Source organism: Dermacoccus sp. Tok2021, from assembly GCF_019895135.1.
GTDB lineage: Bacteria > Actinomycetota > Actinomycetes > Actinomycetales > Dermatophilaceae > Dermacoccus > Dermacoccus abyssi.
Genome location: NZ_JAGTHU010000018.1, coordinates 1 through 22,207, shown reverse-complemented (window position 1 = coordinate 22,207; position 22,207 = coordinate 1). Strand labels below are relative to the sequence as shown.

19 protein-coding genes are annotated in these 22,207 nt (G+C 68.2%); 16 read left to right on the top strand and 3 right to left on the bottom strand.

The genetic code is table 11. The features are described from left to right. Positions 1–90: 90 nt before the first annotated feature. The 3 genes from K9D12_RS11060 to K9D12_RS11050 are packed head-to-tail and all read right to left on the bottom strand — an operon-like array spanning position 91 to position 4,450. On the bottom strand, positions 91–2,331 hold the full coding sequence (locus tag K9D12_RS11060) for a DUF3488 and transglutaminase-like domain-containing protein (protein ID WP_223060229.1): 2,241 nt from the start codon (positions 2,329–2,331) through the stop codon (positions 91–93). Beyond that, complete coding sequence (locus tag K9D12_RS11055) at positions 2,328–3,407, bottom strand: DUF58 domain-containing protein (protein ID WP_223060228.1); 1,080 nt, start codon at positions 3,405–3,407, stop codon at positions 2,328–2,330. Before K9D12_RS11055 ends, K9D12_RS11060 begins: the two co-directional genes overlap by 4 nt. Positions 3,408–3,448: 41 nt before the next feature. After that, positions 3,449–4,450 (bottom strand): MoxR family ATPase, encoded by a 1,002-nt coding sequence (locus tag K9D12_RS11050; protein WP_223060227.1) that lies wholly within the window; start codon positions 4,448–4,450, stop codon positions 3,449–3,451. Between the two features lie 417 nt (positions 4,451–4,867). Between K9D12_RS11050 and mraZ the strand changes: the two genes are divergently transcribed. From mraZ to K9D12_RS10970, 16 genes are all read left to right on the top strand, one after another. Then, the gene (gene mraZ, locus K9D12_RS11045; RefSeq protein WP_118913114.1) at positions 4,868–5,299 is read left to right on the top strand and encodes a division/cell wall cluster transcriptional repressor MraZ; all 432 of its coding nucleotides are present in this window, start codon (positions 4,868–4,870) and stop codon (positions 5,297–5,299) included. Between the two features lie 152 nt (positions 5,300–5,451). Next, positions 5,452–6,423, top strand: a complete 972-nt coding sequence (rsmH, locus tag K9D12_RS11040) for a 16S rRNA (cytosine(1402)-N(4))-methyltransferase RsmH (protein WP_225911182.1) — start codon at positions 5,452–5,454, stop codon at positions 6,421–6,423. Then, positions 6,420–7,124, top strand: coding sequence for a hypothetical protein (locus K9D12_RS11035; protein ID WP_205744834.1), 705 nt, complete (start codon positions 6,420–6,422; stop codon positions 7,122–7,124). Before rsmH ends, K9D12_RS11035 begins: the two co-directional genes overlap by 4 nt. Before the next feature lie 82 nt (positions 7,125–7,206). After that, positions 7,207–9,018, top strand: coding sequence for a penicillin-binding protein 2 (locus tag K9D12_RS11030; protein ID WP_225911188.1), 1,812 nt, complete (start codon positions 7,207–7,209; stop codon positions 9,016–9,018). Then, complete coding sequence (murF, locus tag K9D12_RS11025) at positions 9,015–10,427, top strand: UDP-N-acetylmuramoyl-tripeptide--D-alanyl-D-alanine ligase (RefSeq protein WP_223060225.1); 1,413 nt, start codon at positions 9,015–9,017, stop codon at positions 10,425–10,427. The genes K9D12_RS11030 and murF overlap by 4 nt, the downstream gene beginning before the upstream one ends. After that, positions 10,424–11,512 (top strand): phospho-N-acetylmuramoyl-pentapeptide-transferase, encoded by a 1,089-nt coding sequence (mraY, locus tag K9D12_RS11020; protein WP_047311435.1) that lies wholly within the window; start codon positions 10,424–10,426, stop codon positions 11,510–11,512. The genes murF and mraY overlap by 4 nt, the downstream gene beginning before the upstream one ends. Further along, positions 11,509–13,014 (top strand): UDP-N-acetylmuramoyl-L-alanine--D-glutamate ligase, encoded by a 1,506-nt coding sequence (gene murD / locus K9D12_RS11015; protein WP_370633496.1) that lies wholly within the window; start codon positions 11,509–11,511, stop codon positions 13,012–13,014. Before mraY ends, murD begins: the two co-directional genes overlap by 4 nt. Continuing rightward, positions 13,011–14,276 carry a putative lipid II flippase FtsW gene (ftsW, locus tag K9D12_RS11010; RefSeq protein ID WP_223060223.1) on the top strand — a complete coding sequence of 422 codons (1,266 nt, stop codon included), beginning with the start codon at positions 13,011–13,013 and terminating at the stop codon, positions 14,274–14,276. The genes murD and ftsW overlap by 4 nt, the downstream gene beginning before the upstream one ends. Further along, on the top strand, positions 14,273–15,376 hold the full coding sequence (gene murG / locus K9D12_RS11005) for an undecaprenyldiphospho-muramoylpentapeptide beta-N-acetylglucosaminyltransferase (protein WP_047311438.1): 1,104 nt from the start codon (positions 14,273–14,275) through the stop codon (positions 15,374–15,376). The genes ftsW and murG overlap by 4 nt, the downstream gene beginning before the upstream one ends. 2 nt (positions 15,377–15,378) lie before the next feature. Further along, positions 15,379–16,815, top strand: coding sequence for a UDP-N-acetylmuramate--L-alanine ligase (murC, locus tag K9D12_RS11000; RefSeq protein ID WP_223060222.1), 1,437 nt, complete (start codon positions 15,379–15,381; stop codon positions 16,813–16,815). A 232-nt stretch (positions 16,816–17,047) separates the two neighbouring features. Then, positions 17,048–18,379 carry a cell division protein FtsZ gene (gene ftsZ / locus K9D12_RS10995; RefSeq protein WP_223060221.1) on the top strand — a complete coding sequence of 444 codons (1,332 nt, stop codon included), beginning with the start codon at positions 17,048–17,050 and terminating at the stop codon, positions 18,377–18,379. Between the two features lie 15 nt (positions 18,380–18,394). Next, positions 18,395–19,135 (top strand): peptidoglycan editing factor PgeF, encoded by a 741-nt coding sequence (gene pgeF, locus K9D12_RS10990; RefSeq protein WP_223060220.1) that lies wholly within the window; start codon positions 18,395–18,397, stop codon positions 19,133–19,135. Continuing rightward, positions 19,132–19,857: a YggS family pyridoxal phosphate-dependent enzyme gene (locus K9D12_RS10985; RefSeq protein ID WP_223060219.1), complete on the top strand. Its 726-nt coding sequence runs from the start codon at positions 19,132–19,134 to the stop codon at positions 19,855–19,857. The genes pgeF and K9D12_RS10985 overlap by 4 nt, the downstream gene beginning before the upstream one ends. 72 nt (positions 19,858–19,929) lie before the next feature. After that, positions 19,930–20,433, top strand: coding sequence for a cell division protein SepF (locus tag K9D12_RS10980; protein ID WP_118913122.1), 504 nt, complete (start codon positions 19,930–19,932; stop codon positions 20,431–20,433). Between the two features lie 103 nt (positions 20,434–20,536). Further along, on the top strand, positions 20,537–20,815 hold the full coding sequence (locus tag K9D12_RS10975) for a YggT family protein (protein ID WP_118913123.1): 279 nt from the start codon (positions 20,537–20,539) through the stop codon (positions 20,813–20,815). Positions 20,816–20,909: 94 nt separating this feature from the next. Continuing rightward, on the top strand, positions 20,910–22,034 hold the full coding sequence (locus K9D12_RS10970) for a DivIVA domain-containing protein (RefSeq protein ID WP_223060218.1): 1,125 nt from the start codon (positions 20,910–20,912) through the stop codon (positions 22,032–22,034). The last annotated feature ends 173 nt before the right edge of the window (positions 22,035–22,207 follow it).

Genomic DNA, 22,207 nt, shown 5'->3' with positions numbered 1-22,207 from the left:
GCCCGCGTGGCGTCGGACGGAGGATCGGCGCGAAAACGGACGAACCCGGCTCCACCCGCCAGGGGAGAGCCGGGGGCATCTCGTGTGGCGTCAGGTGCGGTTCCGGCGGCCGAGTGCCGTGAGGTAGGCGCGACCCGAGGCAGGGACGAGGAGGGCCTTCACCCGCGCACCCCACGATGCTTCGTCCCGTGCAGCCCGGACCACCCGGTCACACGCTGACGCCTGAGACCGGCCCGTCGACGGCGCGTAGCGCGAGGCTTCCATACCTGAACACGCTCGCTCGAGGGCCTCACGCACCGTGGTGCCCGACTCCGGGTTGTCCCGGGTGAACGCCTCTGCGGTGGCTCGTGGCGACAAGCCCTCCGGCGTCGTGTAACCGAGATCGCGCAGCGACCAGAGCATGGCGTGCCACGCTCCTTCGTCACGTTCGCGATCCGTCGATGCCGTACGGGTGACCTCCTGCCGCTTACGTCGACCCGCCAGGGGCAGGACCGACGCGAGCAGCGCGACCAGGGCAAGACCCCCCAGCACCGCGAGCAGGCGGGCCCAAGGGAAGGAGCCCGAGTCGGGCTCGGCCGGCTGGGTCGTGCTCGACGAGGTGCTCGTCTCGCTCGACGGGCGCACGCTCGAGGTGGACGAGGACGTGCTCGTCGAGCTCGTGGGCGCACTCGAGGACGAGGACGCCGACGAGTCGCCGGTGGGGGTGTCCGGCGCGTAGGGCGGCGGCGCACCCGAACGCAGGCCGGGCGTCGGGTCGAAGCGCGTCCACCCCATACCGGGGAAGTAGACCTCCGCCCAGGCGTGGGCGTCCGCAGCTCGCACCTCGTACGTGCCGCTGCGCTCCGTGCCGGGCAGGAAGCCGATGGCCACACGCGCGGGCAGCCCCATCTGCCGCGCTCCCATGACCATGGCCGTCGCGAACTGAGTGCAGTAACCCCGTCGCGTCTCCAGGAAGTTCGACAGCGGATCGAGCTCGCGACCGTTCTCCGAACGGGTCGGGGCCAACCTGAGCGAGTACGTGAACGACGGGTCGGTACGCAGATAGCGCTGCAGCGCGACGGCCTGCTCGAACGGTGTTCCCGCGTCGGCGGCCCCGGAGGCCTGATTGAGCCGAGTGATGCGCTGCTTCGCAGCCTCCGGCAGCGTTGCGGTGTCGAGATCCTTCGCCGTGACACTGCCACCGACTCCCGCGCGCTCGTTGCTCGTGGGTCGTGTGGCCGCCGTGTACTCGCGGTAGAGCACCGAGTAGGCGGGCGCGGGCTGCGACAGGAACGGCACACCGTTGTTCGTGCCGACACGGAAGGTCGGGTTCGCGGAACCGAAATTGGCCGCACGCAGCTGAGCGGGCGCCGCGACGAACGGCGGTCGCATGCCGTTGAGGGTCACGGACATGCGTTCCGTGCGCGCCGGCATCGAATCCTCGGCGCCGGGGTTCGGCAACTCGGTGTTGGGGCGGGCATCGGTGAACGGGCCCGACGACTCGGCGCGCCAGACGCCGTCAGCGTAGGAAGAGCTCGTCGTGGCACGCAACGGCGCAGGAGTGGTTGCCTGGGTCGTGTAGGTGAGCACGGGCGCGGCGTTGCGAGAGTTCAGGCTCTTGCTGAGGTCGAGCGTCTCGGAGAAGTCGACCGAGTTGTTGACGCCCTGTGCTCCGCCCTCGGCGAGCGCGGGGGTGGCTCGCTGTGGCACTGAGGGGGCCAGGACGAGAGCCGTGAGTACGGCAACCGCCGTCATGGCGGCGAACACCGGCAGGGAGCGCATGAGGCCGGTGCGCAAGCTCGAGCCTTCGGCGAAGGACGCTGCCAGGACGACGAGGGCCCAGGCGATCGCCGCCGCGACGAAGTAGCGCGCGCGAAGGGTGTCACCGAGTGCGGTGGTGGCCAGGATGAAGGGCGCCGCCACCGGAAGGACCGTGAGCATGGGCATACGTGCGGTGCCGCCCACGTAGTCGACGACGAGCGTGACGAGACCCGCGGCGAGAGCCAGCATGACGAGGACGCCGAGCATCGCCGGCAACGGAGCGACGGAGGTGTTCGCCGCTTCCTGGGCAGAGGCGGCCGTTGCCTTCACGGACGCCGCAGTGAGTGACCCTCCCTTGGCGACGAAGACTCCCAGGGTGGCGACGGCGAGTGCGACGAGCTGTGCCGTCACGATGAAAGCCGGTGCGCGGTGTGTGAAGCGGCACAGAGCACCGACGAACCACACGAGAGCGACGACGGCGAGTGCGGGCCCCACGAGGGCAGAGCTGCTCGTCAGTTCCACCAGCGGCCAACTCGCGGCCAGCGCCAGGAGCAGGAGGGCGACGTCGGAGGGGAGTTGACGACTCTTCATCGAAGATCACCTCCGGACATCGCGGGGTACAGGGACTCGGCGATGGAGTCGTGGGGGGAGATGGCGACGGCGTCCCAACCCAACCGGGTCAGTTCGTTAGCGCCGTGCTCCGCGCTCGCGCCGCCCACCCAGGCGAACGCCGGGGAGTGGTGTGGGGCCGGGGGGAAGTGATCGGCGCTTGTGTGCAGGAAGAGCAAGGTGGGGCTCTCCTCGATGGTCAAACGGTCGGGCAGACTCTCACCGGCGCGAGCCAGGGCGTCGAGGATGTCGTCATGGTTGTCGTACTCGCGCTCGCCGACGGTCGCAAGGGTTGCGAGGTTGTGGTTCTCGAGCTCGGTGCATGCCGAGGCCGCTGCGCTGATCAGCCACTCCCACGACTCGTTGGTACCGGGTCGTGGCACGTTGCCGAGCACGACCACATGGATGCGGGGCTGGGCCGGCGGGTCGAACTGACGCACCATGAGCTCGCCCCGGTGCGCCGTGGCGGGCCAGTGCACGGTGCGCAGGTCGTCGCCCTGGACGTACTCGCGGATGCTGGCGCCGGGTCGCCCGGCGTGGGTCGCGTGAGCGGAGATGACGGTGTCGTCGCCGTCACCCTGAGCGACGGTTTGCGGCGTCTCGAGACTCACCGTGTGGGCGCGCACGAGCCAGGTCGAGGCACGGCCCTGCTCGAGCGACGTCTCGAAGAGGCCGAAGGGATCGGACGCGACGAGTCGCGCCGGTCCACTCGTGAAGGAGCCACGGTGACGTGCGGTGACGTCGTAGGCCGCCCGACCCCCTTGAACCTGCGAAAGGGGCCACCTCGCCACGCCGTGGCGGGTGAACGTGTGTGGCTCCTCGAGCGTCGTCTCGATCCATCCCGCACGCCGGGCCTTCACGCCGAGCGTGATCTGCCCCTCGTCACCGACGCTGAGGCGCTCCGGGGGGCCGTGACGGGTCACGTCGACCCGACCGGTCCGAGCGGCGACGGCGATGAGGAAGGCCAGCAGCGCCAGCACCAGGACGAAGATGCCTGCACGCACCACATCGGTGAAGCCTGAGGCCGCCCCCACGACGACGAGGAGTGCCCCCGCCACGAAGACGAGCAAACCTCGGCGGGTGGGGCGCGGCAGCGACTTCACCGGGAGGCGCGCTGTGTCGGCACGCGCACGCCGGCGATGACGTCGGCGACGACCTCGCCTGCGCTGAGGTCGTTGCGGCCGCGGCGCAGAAGCACGCGGTGGCCGAGCACGGCCGGTGCCATCGCGGTGACGTCCTCGGGGATGACGTGGTCGCGGCCGGCGAGTGCGGCGTGGGCGCGCGCGGCGCGCAACAGCTGCAGGGACGCACGCGGGCTGGCGCCGAGGCGGACGCTCGGGTGCTCGCGCGTGGCGGAGACGACGTCGACGACGTACTGCCGCAGTGCGTCACTCGTGTGAAGACGGGCGATCGCACCCACGCAGGCGGCGATCTCGGCGGCGCTCGACACCGTACGCAGGACGCTGAGGGGATCGGTGACACCGTGGTGCTCGAGCATGTCGAACTCGGCTCGGGGCGAGGGGTAGCCTATGCTCACCTGCGCCATGAACCGGTCTCGCTGCGCCTCGGGCAGCGGGAAGGTTCCGTCCATCTCGACGGGGTTCTGCGTGGCGACGACCATGAACGGGTCGGGCAGCGCACGCGTCGTGCCGTCGATCGTCACTTGGTGTTCTTCCATGGCCTCAAGCAGCGCAGCCTGCGTCTTGGGGGACGCGCGGTTGATCTCGTCGCCGATGACCACGTTGGCGAAGACGGCGCCGGGACGGAAACGGAACTCGCCGCTCGTCTGGTCGTAGATCGTCACGCCGGTGATGTCGCTCGGAAGCAGGTCGGGCGTGAACTGGATGCGGCGCAAGGATGCGTCGACAGAACGGGCCAGGGCTTTGGCCAGCACCGTCTTGCCGACGCCGGGCACGTCCTCGACGAGCAGGTGCCCGCCGGCGAAGAGCACCGTCGTGGCCACCCGGACGACGTCCGGCTTGCCCTCGATGACCTGCTCGACGTTGCGTCGCACAGCGTCAGCCGTCGCGATGACGTCGACGCCCGAGCGGCGGCGGGAAGCGGGGGCGGGGTAGCCGTGATCGCGTGACGAGGTGTCCATACAAACCGATCTTGCCAAATACGGCGGCCCCCTGTCCTGCACAGGCACGTGGGGATGGTCGAAGGTGAGCCTTCCACGCCACTCCACCCTGCTCCACCCCGTCCTCCACCGCGCTCCCCACTTCGCCCCACGAGGCGTGAGTCCGCTGTGGAGCGCGCTTCGTCCTTGGTGGAAAATCGCGGAATTCCGCGGAAGTCCGTGCGGTCCATTCGCCGTGGAGCGTCGTGGGGCAAGCTTCTGCCGGGTCTGGCGCACGATTCTCCTCCACCGCACTCCACTCGTGAACTTCCTTGCAATCACTGGGGCGCTTCACCAACTCGCCGGTCGATTCCGGGCAAGGGGGGAGACTTTGTGGGGTGAAGTGGAGTAGAGTGGGGGGCATCGGATCGACGTGTCGGTGACGGGAGGTGCCCAGCCGTGTTTCTGGGTACCCATTCGCCTCGACTCGACGACAAGGGCCGCATGTTCCTTCCGGCGAAGTTCCGCGAACGTCTCGCCGGCGGGCTGGTCATGACTCGAGGACAGGAACGCTGCCTCTACGTCTTTCCGATGGCCGAGTTCGAGCGCATCGCCACGGCGATGAACACGACGCCTGTCACCTCGCGTGCGGTGCGTGATTATCAGCGCGTCCTGCTCTCGGGGGCCTCCGACGAGATCCCCGACAAGCAAGGACGCGTGACGATCCCGCAGCTGCTTCGTGACTACGCAGGTCTGTCGAAGGAATGCACGGTGATCGGTGCGGGTAACCGCATCGAGATCTGGGACACGCAGGCGTGGAACGACTACCTCGCCGGCGCGGAACAGCCGTTCGCCGACCAGGCGGAAGAGGTCGTTCCGGGGCTGCTGTAGCCCTCTGCGTCCAGGTCTCCGGCCGCTGCTTTCCGGCACACCTTCCCCGGTGCCGGAGCGTAGCGGCGGGGGCCCTGGACGCAGAGTCGCAGCGGCCCGACCACCACGCACGAGGACCGACGTCCGACGACCCGAGCACTGAGGGAGTGAACATGCGAGACGAGTTCGCGCCCGCCGCCGATCGTCACGTTCCCGTCATGCTCGCCGAGATTCTCGACGTTCTCGCCCCGGCCCTCGAGCGTCCGGGAGCTCTGTACGTCGACGGCACGCTCGGGATGGGCGGCCACGCCGAAGCCGTCCTCGAACGCTTCCCCGAGGCAAGCGTCGTCGGAATCGACCGTGACGCGCAGGCCCTTGAACTCGCCGGCGAGCGTCTGGCTCGCTTCGGTGAGCGCTTTCGCGGCGTTCACGCCGTCAACACGGAGCTCGCAGACGTCCTCGACGGGCCGGCCGACGCGATGCTCTTCGACCTCGGCGTCTCCAGTTTCCAGCTCGACGAACTCGAGCGAGGCTTCTCCTACCGCGCTGACGCGCCCCTCGACATGAGGATGGACCAGTCGAGCGCGGGGCAGACGGCGGCCGACGTCCTCAACACCTACTCGCAGGACGAGCTCGAGCGCATCCTGCGCGTCTACGGCGAGGAACGATATGCGCGCAAGATCGCTCACGCCGTCGTCAAGGAACGCGAGAAGCAGGCGTGGACCACCTCCGCGCGGCTCGTCGAGATGCTCCGCTCCGTCATTCCCTCTGCCTCGCAGCGTCAGAGCGGTCACCCCGCCAAGCGCACCTTCCAGGCTTTGCGCATCGAGGTCAACGACGAACTGCGTGGCTGGGAGAACACGGTCGACACCGCGCTCGACACCCTCGCCGTCGACGGTCGACTCGCCGTCCTGTCGTTCCACTCCCTCGAAGACCGCATCACCAAGCAGGCCTTCGCTCGGGCGTGCCGTTCCACCGCACCGGCAGGGCTTCCGGTGGAGCTGCCCGAGCACCTTCCCGAGTTCGAGCTGCTCCTGCGTGGCGCCTCGACTCCCTCAGCAACCGAACTGGAGCACAACTCGCGTTCCGCCTCGGTGAAACTCCGTGCCATCCGTCGTACCCGACCGAAAGGAAGCCAGTCATGAGCCAACTGGCCGCCCCCTCCCGCGCACCCCGTTCCACGCGCGCGAGTTCCCGACCGGCACGCACGACGAGGCGCCCGGCGCCCGCGTCTCGCGCGGCGGCCATTCGTCCGGTGCGTGCCCGGACGGAGACCGTCGCGGGCAAGCGTCCGGTCTCGGGTTTCATGGCGCTCGTCTTCGTCTTCGCGTTCGTTTCGGCGCTGTCGTTGCTCCTGCTCAACACGATGCGCGCGGAGCAGTCCTTCACGCTCAACAAGCTGCGCAGTGATGTCGCGACGCTCGATGACCGTCAGCAGGGTCTCGACAGCGAGATCTCCGCGGTCTCGGCACCCGAGCACCTTGCGGTGAAGGCCGAGGAGTACGGCATGGTCCGGGCCGAGCAGGTGCGCTACGTGAACCGCACCACGGGCAAGCAGGTCGGCGTGGCGACTTCGGGCCAGGCAGGTCAGCGTCTTAGTGTGAACACGCTGTCGACGACCCCCGCGAGCAAGGCGGCGGCCGACGTGCTCGACAGCGGCACCATCGGACTGCACATCACGGATCCGGTGGCCAAGGCGAAGGCCGCGGCGGACGCGAAGGCCAAGGCCGACGCCGCCAAGGCGAAGGCTGAGGCGGATGCGAAGGCCAAGCAGGCCAAGTCCAAGGACGCCAAGGCGAAGGGCAGCGACGCGAAGTCCGACGCCACGAGCACGACCGGGAAGTAAGAGCAGGAGCTTTCGTCCGCGACGAGGGGAATCCGTGGAACAACGTCGCAGGCCGGCGCCCTCGAAGGCGCGTCCGGTGCGTATGTCGCGACCGGCCGAGGCGCGTCTGCGCGCCGTCGGTCACCCCCGTCGTCGTACCCGCACGATGCTGGCCGTCTTCGCCATCATCCTGTCGTTGTTCACCTGGCAGCTCGTCAAGGTTCAGTGGATCCAGGCGGACGAGATCGCGCAGAAGGCCACCAACAACCGTCTGACGACATCGAAGGTCCCCGCAGCCCGTGGTGAGATCACGGATTCTGCCGGGACGGTGCTCGCACGCAGCGTGGAGCGTCGCGACGTCGCCGGTGACCCGGTGGCCGCGAAGTCGTTCCGGGAGCGCTCGACCAACGGCAAGCCCAAGGGCATCGACGGCGTCTCCCAGGAATTGGCTCGCATCCTCGGGGGAGACGCAGCCGAGATTCGGGCCACGTTCGAGCGCGCCGATGCCCGCGGCAGTCGGTTCGTCTACCTCGCCAAGGACATCAGCCCCGCTCAGTGGAGCCAGATCCGGGCGCTCGACCTGCCCGGAATCACGTCCGAGCAGGTGCAGAAGCGCGAGTACCCGCAAGGCACGGCCCTCGCTCCGTTGCTCGGTTCGGTCAACGCACAGGACGTGCCCAGTGGCGGTATCGAGCAGATGCTCAACACGACCTTGCAGGGCAAGGCCGGCCTGCACCAGGTCGAGCGTGCACGCAACGGCTCCGAGATCGCGACGGGTGAGAACCTCGACCGCAAGCCGGTTGCGGGCCGTGGTGCCAAGCTGACGATCGACAGCGACCTGCAGTGGTTCGCGCAGAACGAACTCGCCGCACAGGTGAAGTCGTCGAAGGCGGTCTCGGGCGAGATCGTCGTCGCGGACAAGGCGGGCAACATTCTCGTGGCGGCGAGCTATCCGAGCTTCGACAACAACGACATGTCGACGGCCACGTCCGAGAACCTGCAGAACCGTGCCTTCACGGACACCTTCGAGCCCGGCTCCACGCAGAAGATGGTGACTGCCGGCGCCGTCCTCGAAGAAGGCATCATGACACCGAAGTCGCATGTCGAGGTGCCGCCGAGCCTGAAACGCGCGGGACGTCCTTTCCACGACTCGCACCCACACCCCACCGAGTACCTGACGCTTGCCGGTGTCATCGCGCAGTCCTCGAACATCGGCACGATCCTCGCGGGGGAGAAGCTGCCCAAGGAAAAGCTGTACACCTACATGAAGAAGTTCGGGCTCGGGGAGGCCACCGGGATCGGTTTCCCCGGCGAGTCCACGGGCATCGTGCCGAAGGTCTCGACCTGGAAGGGCGACACCTGGTACACGATCATGTTCGGTCAGGGGCTCGCGAGCAGCGCTGTGCAGCAGGTCGGCCTGTTCCAGGCGATCGCCAACGGTGGAGTGCGTGAGCCGCTCAAGCTCGTCTCCGAGGTTCAAGGCGGCGACGGTGCGATGCAGCCCTACACGGACGAGCGGAAGTCGACGCGCGTTTTCAGCGCGAAGACCTCGAAGGAACTCGTCGGCATGATGCAGGGTGTCGTGACGAAGGACGGCAGCGCGCCGAAGGCGGCCGTCCCGGGCTACGACGTCGCCGGCAAGACGTCGACGGCCGAGCGCTACGACTCGGTGAAGGGTGGCTACGACGGTGTGACCGCAGGTTTCATCGGTATGGCGCCGGCCAAGGATCCGCAGCTCATCGTGTCGGTGACGCTGCAGCGTCCGCAGGCGGGAACGTTCGGTGGTGACCTAGCGGCCCCCGTGTTTTCCAAGGTGATGGCCGAGGCGCTGCGCCAGCGTAAAATACCGCCGAACAAGAGCGACAAGCTTCCGTTCCCGATCAAATACCGCTCAGAGGAGTCGACGTCCAAGTGATCGAATTTTCGCTCGACGAGATCGCACGCATCACCGGAGGTCACCTCGTCGGTGCCGACGCCACGGTGAGCGCATCCGTCGTCACGGACTCCCGCGAGTGCGTGCAGGGCAGCCTGTACGTCGCTCGCGTCGGTGAGCACGCGGACGGGCACGATTACGCCCCGGCCGCACGGGACGCCGGTGCCGTCGGCGTGCTCGGTGAGCGTGCTGTCGACATCCTGCCGACCGTCGTCGTCGAGAACTCGGAGCTTGCCTTCGCCAAACTGGCACGCGGCGTCGTGGATGCGATTGCCGACCTCGAGATCGTGGGCATCACGGGGTCGTCCGGCAAGACTTCGACCAAGGATCTCCTCGGGGCCGTCCTTGCCCGGTTCGGCCCGACGGTGGCACCCCACGGCTCGCTCAACTCGGAGGTCGGTGTTCCCCTCACGGTGTGCCGGCTCGGTTCGAACAGCCGTTACCTCGTGGCCGAGATGGGTGCCTCCGGCGTCGGTCACATCGAGTACCTGACGAAGATCGCCCCGCCGAAGGTGGGCATCGTCCTCAACGTCGGCAAGGCGCACATGGGTGAGTTCGGCTCCGTCGACGCGATTGCGCAGACCAAGGGTGAACTCGTCGAAGCCCTGCCCGAGGACGGTTTCGCCGTGCTCAACGTCGACGACGAGCGCGTGCGCGCCATGGCGTCACGGACGAAGGCCACGGTGGTCCTCGTCGGTCTCGGAGAGGACGCCGACTACCGCGCGACGAACGTCGAGGTCGACACCTCAGGTCGCGCCTCCTACGACCTCACGTGCCCGGCCGGTACGGCGCGTGTGCGCCTTGCCGTGTTCGGTGAGCACCAGGTCGGCAACTCGCTCAGCGTCATTGCAGCGGCTGTCAGCCTGGGGCTCGATCTCGACACCGTGGTGGAGGCGCTGGCCGCCGCCGGAGCGACCTCTCGCTGGCGCATGGAGGTTCACGAACTGCCGGGCGACATCACGCTCGTCAACGACGCCTACAACGCCAACCCCGACTCGATGCGTGCCGCGATGCGCTCGCTGGCCCACATGGGACGCGAGCGTCACAGCATCGCCGTGCTCGGTGAGATGCGTGAGCTGGGGGAGAGCTCCTTCGACGAACACGCCGGTGTGGGTCGTGAGATCGCGGCCCTCGGGATCGACGAGGTCTACGTGATCGGCGCGGGTGCCGCGCCCATCGCCGTCGGGGCACGTGAGGCTGGAATGGCGGCCGAGCGCGTCCACGAGGTCGAGAACGCGGACGCGGCGCACGACGCACTCGTGCGCGATCTGAGCGCGGGCCGCATCCTGCTGCTGAAGTCGAGTCGTGACTCGGGTTTGCGTCTGCTGGGCGATAGGTTGGTCGAGGAAGCCGGAACGTCCGCGTTTCCCGCAACGGAGGTGACCGCATGAAGGGCGTCCTCATCGCGGCCATCGTGTCGCTCGTCGTCGGGCTTTTCGGCACCCCCATGTTCATCAAGTTCCTGGTGCGCAAGGGGTACGGCCAGTTCATTCGTGACGACGGCCCCACGACGCACCACACGAAGCGTGGAACGCCGACGATGGGTGGAGCGGTCATCATCGCCGCGAGCCTTCTCGCCTACGGAATGGCCCACCTCGTCACCATGACGCCCGTGACGGCCAGCGGCATGCTCGTGCTGTTCCTCATGACGGGCCTCGGGCTCGTCGGTTTTGCGGACGACGCGATCAAGATCACCAAGCAGCGATCTCTGGGTCTGACGTCCGTGCAGAAGCTGCTCGGCCAGACGCTCGTGGCGGTCATCTTCGCGGTGTTGGCCCTTCAGTTCCGCAACGATGCCGGCCTCACCCCCGCCAGCTACAACATCTCCTTCGCACGCGACTCGAACGTCTCGCTCGCCCTCGGCGGCACGGTCGTCAGTCTCATTCTGTTCGTCATCTGGGCGAACCTGCTCATCGCAGGGACGTCGAACGGCGTCAACCTCACGGACGGGCTGGACGGTCTGGCCACCGGCGCCAGCGTTATGGTGTTCGGCGCGTACGTGCTCATCGCGATCTGGCAGTTCAACCAGAACTGCCAGAACGGCCTCGCCTCCAACGCGGCCAAGTGTTACGACGTGCGTGATCCCCACGACCTCGCCGTCGTCGCCGCAGCCCTCATGGGTGCCTGTTTCGGCTTCCTGTGGTGGAACGCGACACCGGCCAAGATCTTCATGGGTGACACCGGCTCGCTCGCCCTCGGTGGCGCACTCGCCGGCCTGGCCATCACGACGCGCACCGAGTTCCTCGTCGTCATCCTGGCGGGTCTGTTCGTCCTCGAAACCCTCTCGGTCATCCTTCAGGTCGGGTCGTTCAAATTGCGCCGCAAACGCATCTTCCGGATGGCGCCGTTGCACCACCACTTCGAGATGGTGGGCTGGAACGAGATCACCGTCGTCATCCGCTTCTGGATCATCGCCGGCCTGTGCGTGGCCTTCGGCCTCGGAATCTTCTACGCGGAATGGAACGTCAACCAGTGACCGACAACGAGCTGTGGCCGCTCGACCCGAGTTACGAACCGTTCGGGGGCGAGCGTGATCTGACGCATCGTGACGCCGACTGGTCCGGCCTCTCGGTCCTCGTCGTCGGACTCGGCGTCAGTGGCTTCGCCGCCGCCGATGCGCTGCTCGAACGAGGGGTGAACGTGCGCGTCGTCTCTCGCGACAAGACCGACGTCATGGCCGAACGGGCCCAGATCCTCGAGGTGCTCGGCGCCGAGATCGCGTTCGGTGCGGAGCACATGACGAGTGCGCCCCAGGGCACGCAGCTCGTCGTCACCTCGCCCGGCGTCCCTCCCACCGATCCGCTCATGACGGACGCCGCGGATCGCGGCATCCCCGTCTGGGGGGAGGTCGAGCTCGCGTGGCGCATGCGCCCGCGTGAGGGCGCGGCCCCGTGGATCACCATCACGGGGACGAACGGCAAGACGACCGCCGTCACGATGCTGGAGTCGATCCTGCAGGCCCAAGGTCTGCGCGCTGTGGCCGCGGGCAACGTCGGCATGCCGATCATGGAGGCCATCCTCGATCCGCAGCCGTTCGACGTCATCGCCGTCGAACTGTCGACGTTCCAGTTGCACTGGTCGCGCAGCGTCTCGCCGTTCGCGTCGTGCCTGCTCAACGTCGCGCCCGACCACGTCGACTGGCACGGCTCGTTCGAGGAGTACCGCCGACAGAAGGGACGCGTTTTCGAGCGCACCCAGGCTGCCTGCGTCTACAACGTCGACGACCCGACGACGGAGGCGCTCCTCGAGGAGGCCGAGGTCGTCGAGGGCTGTCGTGCCATCGGCTTCACTCTCGGCACACCGGCTCCGTCGATGGTCGGAATCGTCGAGGACGTGCTCGCCGACCGCGCCTTCGTCGAGGAACGCCGCACGAGCGCGGCGGAACTGGCCGTCCTGCGTGATCTCGGCCCGAACGCGGCGGCGCCGCACTACGTCGCGGACGCACTGGCCGCAGCAGCGCTCGCCCGTAGTTACGGCGTCTCACCCGCCGCCGTGCGCAAGGGGCTCATGGACTACTCGCCGCAGCCGCACCGTATGGCGCTCGTCGCGACGCTCGACGGCGTGCGGTACGTCAACGACTCCAAGGCCACCAACCCGCCGGCCGCGGCCGCGTCGCTGACGGCGTACGAACCTGTCGTCTGGATCGCCGGCGGCCTGCTCAAGGGCGCCGATGTGAGCGAACTGGTCCGCGACAACGCGACGCGTCTTCGCGGGGCTGTGCTCATGGGACGTGACCGGGACGCCATCGCGCGTGCTCTTGCCGAGCACGCCCCCGACGTTCCCGTGGCGATCGTCGAGGAAAGCGAACCCGAGGCCGCGATGACGCAGGCGCTCGAACACGCGCGAGGCATGGCACAGTCGGGGGACACCGTCCTGCTTGCCCCGGCTGCAGCTTCGTTGGACATGTACGCCTCCTACGGTGCGCGCGGTGACGCGTTCACCCGCATCGTCGAATCCCTGGGTGGCGCTGACGCATGACGACCCGCACACCCTGGCGTGAGGAGACCTCACAGGACGTGTGGGGTGAGCGACTGCGACGGCGACTGGGCTGGCTCGAGTCGCCTCTCGCGACGTACTACCTGCTGCTCGGCTCCACGTCGGTGCTCGTCGTGCTGGGCCTCGTCATGGTGCTGTCCGCCTCGAGCGTCCAGTCGTACATGCGCGGTGGATCGGTTTTCTCGCAGTTCACCAACCAGTTGATGTTCGCCGTCATCGGCCTCGTGGCTGCGGCGGTGTTCAGTCGGCTGCCGACACCGTTCCTCAAGAAGGTCGCCGGCATCTTCTTCCTGCTCGCCGCAGCGATGCAGGCCGCCGTGATGATTCCCGGCGTCGGAGTCGAGGTCCTGGGCAACCGGAACTGGCTTCAGGTCGGTGGGCTGCGAATCCAACCGTCGGAGATCGGCAAGATCGCCATGATCCTCGTCGTCGCCGTTATCCTCGACAACCGTCGGGCTCAGCTGTACGACTTCAAGAAGTCGGTGTTGCCCACGTTCTGGTTCGCAGGTCTGCTCGGCGGTCTCGTCATGGCCGGGCGCGACCTCGGCACGACGATGGTCTTCGCCGTCATCTATCTGGGGATGCTGTGGGCCGCGGGTGCCAAGGGATCCTGGTTCGCCTGGCTGGGCCTCGGTATTGCGGTGCTCCTTCCCGTCGCGGTCATGACGAGCGGCAACCGCACCTCGCGCATCGGTGCCTGGCTCGGTGGCTGTGACGCTCCCAGTGACATCGATGTCGCTGCTTGCTACCAGAAGATCCACGGCTCCTGGGCTCTGGCCGACGGTGGTCTGTGGGGCCTCGGCCCCGGCGCCTCGCGCGAGAAGTGGGGCTGGCTGCCGGAGGCGCACAACGACTTCATCTTCGCGATCATCGGCGAGGAACTGGGCCTCCCGGGCACGCTCGCCGTCCTCGCGCTGTACCTCGTCTTCGCGTACGCCTGCTACCGCCTCATCGCGCAGTCCACCGACATGTTCGTGCGCGTCGCCACCGCAGGCATCATGATGTGGATCTGCTTCCAGGCCGTCGTCAACATCGGCTCCGTTCTCGGCCTCCTGCCGATCGTCGGTGTGCCGTTGCCCCTCGTCAGCGCCGGTGGTTCCGCTCTCGTCATGACGCTCGTGGGCATCGGGATCCTTCTGTCGTTCGCACGCCGCGAACCACGGGCTGCCGAAGCCCTGCGCGCCAAGCCCCGTCTCGTCCGCCGCACGATGGCGGTCCTGCCCAACCGAAAGGGTCGCTCATGACCACCCTCGATCGCGTTCTGCTCGCCGGTGGTGGGACCGCCGGTCACGTCTCTCCGTTGTTGGCCACCGCGGAGGAGATCACCCGCCGTCACCCCGATGCGGTCGTCACGGCTGTTGGCTCGCCAGGTGGGCTCGAGGAACGCCTCGTGCCCGAACGTGGATTCGCGCTCGCGTTCGTGCCGAAGGTGGCCTTCCCGCGCCGCCCGAACGGCGCAGCCCTTCGCTTCCCGGCCGCCTTCCGTGGCGCACTGCGCGAGGCCGATCGTCTCGTCGAGACGCACCGCCCCCAGGTGATCGTCGGGTTCGGCGGGTACGTCTCGACGCCGATGTACCTCGCGGCTCGCAAGGCCGGCGTGCCCTTCGTCATCCACGAGCAGAACGCCCGCCCGGGTCTGGCGAACAAGCTCGGCGCGCGCTGGGCCGAGCACGTCGCGGTAACCTTCCCCTCGACGCCGATGAAGGACGCCGAGATCGTCGGTATGCCGCTGCGCCGAGAGATCACCGAGATCAAGCCGGCCATGTTGCGTGCGGAGGGTCTCGAGCACTTCGGCCTCGAGCCGGGCCGCCCGACCGTGCTCGTCACCGGTGGCTCGCTCGGTGCAGTGAGCCTCAACGAGGCCTTCCGCGCTCGTGTCGAGCAGCTCACCGGCGCCGGCATCCAGATCCTCCACGTCACCGGACGGGGCAAGGGCTTCGAGGTTCCCGAACAGACGGGCGGTGCCCGTTACGTCGTCGTCGAGTACGTCGACCGCATGGATCTCGCCTACAGCGTCGCCGATCTCGTCGTGACGCGCAGCGGCGCCGGCATGGTGAGCGAACTGACGACGGTCGGCCTGCCCGCCGTCTACGTGCCGCTTCCCATCGGCAACGGAGAGCAGAAGCTGAACAGCCGCGACGTCGTGGCGGCCGGCGGCGGCATCGTCGTCGACAACGACGACTTCACGCCGGCCTGGATCGACGAGAACCTCGTGCCGCTCGTGCGTGACGAGGAGCGCCTCGCGGCAATGCGCCGCGCAGCCGCCGGTCAGGGCCACGCCGATGCCGCGGGCAAGCTCGTCGACCTCGTTGAGGACGCCGCCTCGACGTCGAAGGGGGCATGAGCATGGGCAACGGTGTGAACGAGAGGTTCGACTTCTCCGAGTCCCTGCCCAACCTCGCCGACGTCCCGCACGTGCACATGATCGCCGTGGGCGGCTCAGGTATGTCCGGCGTTGCGAGGCTCTTCCTGGCTGATGGTGTGCAGCTCAGCGGATCCGACAACGTGGAGCTCCCGGTGCTCGACGACCTGCGTGCCCAGGGTGCTCGTATCGCTGTCGGGTACGCGGCAGCGAACGTCGCCGAGGTGCCGGACGGCGCCGTGGTCGTCGTCTCGAGCGCGATCAACGAATTGAACCCCGAACTCGTCGAGGTGCGCCGCCGCGGGCTGCGCGTCCTCCACCGTTCGCAGGGTCTGGCCATGCTCATGCAGGGCCGCCGCGGTCTCGCCGTCGCCGGCGCGAACGGCAAGACGACGACGAGTGGCATGGCCACCGCAGCGCTCACCGCGCTGGGGGAGAAGCCGTCGTTCGCAATCGGCGCCAACGTGGCCGGCCTCGGCGTCAACGCGGCACCGGGGGAGGGCGACGTGTTCGTCGTCGAGGCCGACGAGAGCGATGGTTCCTTCGTCGTCTATCACCCGGACGTCGCGATCGTGACGAACATCAAGGACGATCACCTCGACTTCTACGGCACGTCCGCGAACCTCGCGAAGGCGTACGAGATCTTCGCGGCAACCATCGCGACCGACGGTCTTCTCGTGGCCTGCGCCGACGACGACGGCAGCCGCGCGCTGGCGGACGAGCGTCGCGAGGCGGGAGCGCGCGTGCTCACGTACGGGCGCAGCGACGACGCGGATGTGCGCATCGTGAGTGAACACGGTGCCGGATTCGCCTGGGGTGCTCGTGTGGCACTTCCCGGCGGGCGGGAGGTCGATCTTGCTCTCGAGGTGCCCGGCGCACACAACGTCCTCAACGCCACCGGCGTCCTCACGGCCCTCGTCGAGGGGCTGGGCATCGATGCCGAGCGCGCGGCGCACTCGCTCAGTGCCTTCCGCGGAACGTCGCGCCGCTTCGAGCCCCGCGGCGAGGCCGCGGGCGTGCAGGTCGTCGACGACTATGCCCACAATCCCGGCAAGCTCGAAGCGCTCGTGCGCACCGCTGACGCCCTCAAGGAGTCGGGCCGGCTCTTCGTCGTGTTCCAACCGCACCTGTACTCGCGGACGCAGAACGCCGCTCTCGGTCTCGCGGAGGCGCTCGACGGTGCTGACCGTGCTCTCGTCCTCGACGTGTACGGGGCTCGTGAGCAGCCGGTCGAGGGTGTCTCGGGTCGCCTCATCACCGATGCGATGACGTCGGGTGTCGCGACGTTCACGCCGACGGCCGACGATGCGCTCGCCGTGCTTCTGGAGGAAGTTCGCTCGGGCGACCTCGTCGTGACGGTCGGAGCCGGTGACATCACGCACCTCGGCCCACGCATCCTCGAGAGCCTGGAGCGGCGCTAACCCTCAACTTGATGATGAGACCCTCTTTCCCCGTCGTGACGGGGAAAGAGGGTGTTTTCATCACGAATGTCCGGGGGAGTGGGCCACGGCGGCGGATCGCATTGTCGTGCGCGGGCGAACCCGGAATCCGCGGGTAACGTTCAACGGGATGTTGAAGTGTTCGCCAAGTGGTCGACGGTTCGCGTAGCATCGAGTTCGCATACCCGCACCCGCGTTCGAAAGGCCCCTCCCCGTGGCAACTCCCCAGAACTACCTGGCCGTCATCAAGGTCGTCGGTATCGGCGGCGGTGGCGTCAACGCCATCAACCGGATGATCGAAGTCGGGCTCAAGGGAGTCGAGTTCATCGCGATCAACACCGACGCCCAGGCGCTGCTCATGAGCGATGCAGACGTGAAGCTCGACGTGGGCCGCGAGCTCACGCGCGGTCTGGGCGCCGGCGCCGACCCGGAGGTCGGCCGCAAGGCCGCCGAGGACCACGCCGAGGAGATCGAAGAGGTCCTCAAGGGCGCCGACATGGTCTTCGTCACTGCGGGTGAGGGTGGCGGTACCGGTACCGGTGGCGCCCCCGTCGTCGCGAAGATCGCCAAGGGCCTCGGTGCGCTGACCATCGGTGTCGTCACGCGTCCGTTCACGTTCGAGGGCCGTCGCCGCGCCAACCAGGCCGAGCTCGGCATCAACGCGCTGCGCGAAGAGGTCGACACCCTCATCGTCATCCCGAACGATCGCCTCCTGTCGATATCCGACCGCGCCGTGTCGATGCTCGACGCGTTCCGTTCGGCCGACCAGGTTCTCCTCTCGGGTGTTCAGGGCATCACGGACCTCATCACGACGCCGGGTCTGATCAACCTCGACTTCGCCGACGTCAAGTCCGTCATGCAAGGCGCCGGTTCGGCCCTCATGGGCATCGGCTCGGCTCGCGGCGAGGACCGTGCGGTCCAGGCCGCGGAGCTCGCGATCTCCAGCCCGCTGCTCGAGGCGAGCATCGACGGTGCGCACGGTGTGCTCCTGTCGGTCCAGGGTGGCTCCGACCTCGGTCTGTTCGAGATCAACGAGGCCGCGCGCCTCGTGCAGGAGGCCGCCCACCCGGAGGCCAACATCATCTTCGGTGCCGTCATCGACGACGCCCTCGGCGACGAGGTCCGCGTCACCGTCATCGCGGCGGGCTTCGACGGCGGCGCTCCGCAGAAGCGCTCGGACGAGTCGCAGCGCTCCGGTGGCAACGCCGGTGGCGGCGCTCAGCGTCAGCAGCAGTCGTCGCTGACGCAGGCGCCGTCCGCGGCGCCGGCTCAGCAGACGCAGCAGCCGGCGGCCCCCCAGACGATCCAGCCGGCCACGGTGCCGGGTACGACGTCGGGCCCGACGCGCGTGTCGGCTCCGCCGGCGCGTCAGCAGCACGGCCAGGAGGCCGGTCAGGACAACTCGCGTCAGTCCGGCTCCGAGCAGCGTCAGGGCAGCTCCGCAGCGGGCACCCAGACGCAGGGTCAGCAGCAGGTCGCGCGTCCTCCCAAGGAGGTCACCTTCGAGGACCGTGACGACCTGGACGTCCCCGACTTCCTCAAGTGAGAAAGGCCCCGGTCGATGTTCTACTGGCACGACCGGCGTGACCTGCCGCAAGGCAACCTGGAACGGTGCTTCACCGACTCCCTCTCGGGTGTCAGCGAGGCGCCGTTCTCGGCGTTGAACCTCGGCCTTCACGTCGGTGACGACGAAGCGCACGTTCGCGAGAACCGTGATCTCCTGTCCGCGGAACTCGGGGGCGTTCCCATCGCCTGGATGAACCAGGTTCACGGACGCGATGTCGTCGAGGTGACGCCCGATTCGCTCGGGGAGGTCCACGCCGTCGATGCCATGGTCACCAACTCGTCGGATCTCGCGCTCGCGGTCATGGTGGCGGACTGCGTCCCGGTTCTCCTCGAAGATGCCGAGGCAGGTGTGCTCGGCGTTGCTCATGCCGGGCGCCCCGGCATGCTCGCAGGCGTCGTGCCCGCGGCTGTTGCTGCCATGCGTGACCTGGGGGCCACATCGGTGCGCGCCACGCTCGGCCCGTCCGTGTGCGGACGCTGCTACGAGGTGCCGCAGGAGATGTGCGACGGTGCTCGGACGCAGTACCCCACGAGCGCTGCGATCACGCGTTGGGGCACCCCGGCCATCGACGTCGCCTCCGGTGTGGCGTCACAACTCGCCGAGCTCGACGTGCCGTTCGAATGGATCGCCGGGTGCACCGTCGAGGACGAGCGGCTCTTCTCCTACCGCCGTGACGGTCGGACGGGCCGCTTCGCCGGTGTCATCGTCCGCCGAGAAGGATCGGAGGCGGCGTGATCGAGGTTGACGACGAGCGTCGGGCGGAACTCGCCACCCGGCTCAAGCAGGTGCGTGAGCGCATCACGTCGGCCACCCGTGACGCAGGGCGCGACGAAGAGCCGACCCTTGTCGTGGTGACGAAGTTCTTCCCGGTCTCGGATCTCGTCGCGCTCGCCGAGTTGGGCGTCACCGACGTCGGGGAGAGCCGCGAGCAGGAACTGCACGAGAAGGTCGACTCGCTGCGTGAAGAGCGCCCCGATCTTCTCAAAGCTCCGACCCGGCACTTCATCGGCCAGTTGCAGAGCAAGAAGGCCAAGCGCGTCGCCTCGCTCGTCGACGTCGTGCAGTCCCTCGACCGGCCCAAGCTCGTCCCGCTGCTCGACGCTGCGGGTGCGGAGCGCGACACGCCGCTCGAGGTTCTCCTCCAGGTTGATCTCGAGGAGAACTCGCAAGGACGTGGGGGCGTGGCGCCCGCTGAGCTCGCCGCTCTGGCCGACGAGGTGGCTCAGGCGTCAGGGTTGACGTTGAGCGGCCTCATGGCCGTTGCCCCGCGCGGCGAGGAGCCTGAGCGCGCTTTCGAGCGGCTTGCCGCCCTGCGCGAGAGCTTCCTCGCAGACCACCCCGCGGCGCGCGTGTTGTCGGCGGGGATGTCGGGCGATCTGGAGGCCGCGGTGAAAATCGGCGCGACACACCTGCGTGTCGGTAGCGCAATACTCGGTTCACGCCCTGCTGCCAGGTAACTTCGAACGCGACACCGACGAGCACGTGGTGCCCTTCCGCAGGGGCCAGGGCGGACCAAGGAGCAAGAAGTTATGAGTGGCGCACTGCGCAAGACGATGGAATACCTCGGCCTGTCCGACACCGACCCTCATGCAGCCCGGAACGTCGACGCCTATGGCGACGAGTACGACGCCGCCTACGACGAGCGTGACCCGGAGACGTACGAGGCGTACGAGCGTCGCACTCCCGCCGAGGTCACGCCGCTGCGGCCCGAGGTGGCCCACCACGACATCCCGGACATGGAGGCCTCGAGCATGAGCCGCATCACGACGATCCACCCTCGCACCTACAACGAGGCGAAGGAGATCGGCGAGGCCTTCCGCGACAACGTTCCGGTCATCATGAACCTCTCGGACATGGACGACACGGACGCCAAGCGACTCGTCGACTTCGCCGCCGGCCTCGTCTTCGGCCTGCACGGCTCGATCGAGCGCGTCACGAGCAAGGTCTTCCTCCTGTCCCCGGAGAACGTCGAGGTCTCGACCTCCGGCCCCGAGGTCGCCAAGGCGACGCGAGGCCTGTTCAACCAGAGCTGACACCCGGCGTCCGACGTCGGTGGGGCCGCGTCTTCCCGAACCGGGAAGGCGCGGCCCTGCTCTTACGTTGGCCCAATCGACCCGATGACCATGCGGAGGAAACATGGACGTTGTTCGCCACTCCGTGGCCACGTTGCTCGATCTGTACTTCGTCGTGCTCATCGCACGACTGGTCTTCGACTGGATCCAGCTCTTCGCGCGCGAATGGCGCCCGAAGGGACCGGTTCTCGTCGTCGCGGAGTTCGTCTACACGCTGACGGACCCGCCCCTGAAGGCCATCCGGAAGGTGGTTCCGCCCCTGCGTTTGGGAGGCATCGCCCTCGATCTGGCCTTCATCATTCTGGCCCTGGCTGTGCAAGTGGCCGCGAATCTCCTAAGGTGAGCGTAGGAGTATTGTCGATTGTCCGGCTTCCGTGCCGGGCATGATCCGTAGCCACAGGGCGTGCCCGTGGCTCGAGCGTTACTGAGGTGAACACATGGCGCTGACGCCAGAAGACGTCGTGAAGAAGGAGTTCTCGAAACCCAAGGGCTTCGGGCGCAGCGGTTACGACGAGATTCAGGTCGACGACTTTCTCGACGAGATCGTCGTCGAGTTGCGCCGACTGAACGCTGAGAACGACACCCTGAGCGACAAGCTCGACGACTGCCGTCGCGGGCAGGGCGGGGCCGAGTCCGACGCCACGATGGCCGGGCAGACCGCTACGCGCGGTGCTGCAGCCGTCCCGGCGCTCACGCCGGTTGCCGGGGGGCAGGGCTCGTCCGACGCGGACAAGGCTGAGATCGAGCGTCTCAAGGCCGAACTCGCCAAGGCCCGTGAGACGTCGTCCACGTCGCAGCAGCCCGTCAAGAACGACGGGTCCGGTTCGGACGCCCTGAACAAGCAGGTCGGCGACCTGACGAGCGAGCGCGATGCGGCGAAGGAAGCTGCGGAGACCGCTCGTCGTGAGGCGGCCACGGCTCAGTCCGAGCTCGAGGCGGCGCGCAAGCGGGTCAGTGAACTCGAGAACGAACTGCGCTCGACGAAGAACCAGCAGCAGAGCGACGCGGCCGCCTTGGCGGCCCCGAGCGACAACGGCGCAAACGCGGGTGCCGGCGACGCCGCGGGCGTCCTCGCCCTCGCCCAGCGTCTGCACGACCAGCACGTCAAGGACGGCGAGAACGAGCGCGACCGCCTGCTGAGCGAGGCGAAGGCCCACCACGAGAAGGTCGTCGGGGAGGCCAACTCGAAGAGCGAAGAGCTCCTCAGCTCGGCCAAGAAGCGCCACGACGAGCTCGTCACGACCGGCCAGAAGCAGCATGACGACCTGGTCAGCAAGGGCCAGAAGCAGCACGACGACCTCGTGAGCAAGGGCCAGAAGCAGCACGATGACCTGGTGCGCACCGGTACCGAGAAGTCGACGAGCCTCGTGTCGGAGGCCGAGGAGCGCCGTAAGGGCATCCTCGCCGACCTCGAGACCCGCCGCACGTCGCTCACCGGCGAGATCGACCGCCTCAAGGGCTTCGAGACGGACTACCGCTCGAACCTCAAGGGCTACCTCAGCGAGCAGCTCCGCAAGCTCGACGAGAAGGAAACGCAGTCGCCCGCCGACAAGCGCCAGTGATCTCGCGACGAGGGGCCCCCCCCCCCCCCCCCGCGGGGGGCGCCGCGGGGGGGGGGGGGGGGGGGGGGGGGCGGGGGGGGGGGGCGGGGGGGGGGGGGGGGGGGGGGGGGGGGGGGGGGGGGGGGGGGGGGGGGGGGGGGGGGGGGGGGGGGGGGGGGGGGGGGGGCGCGGGG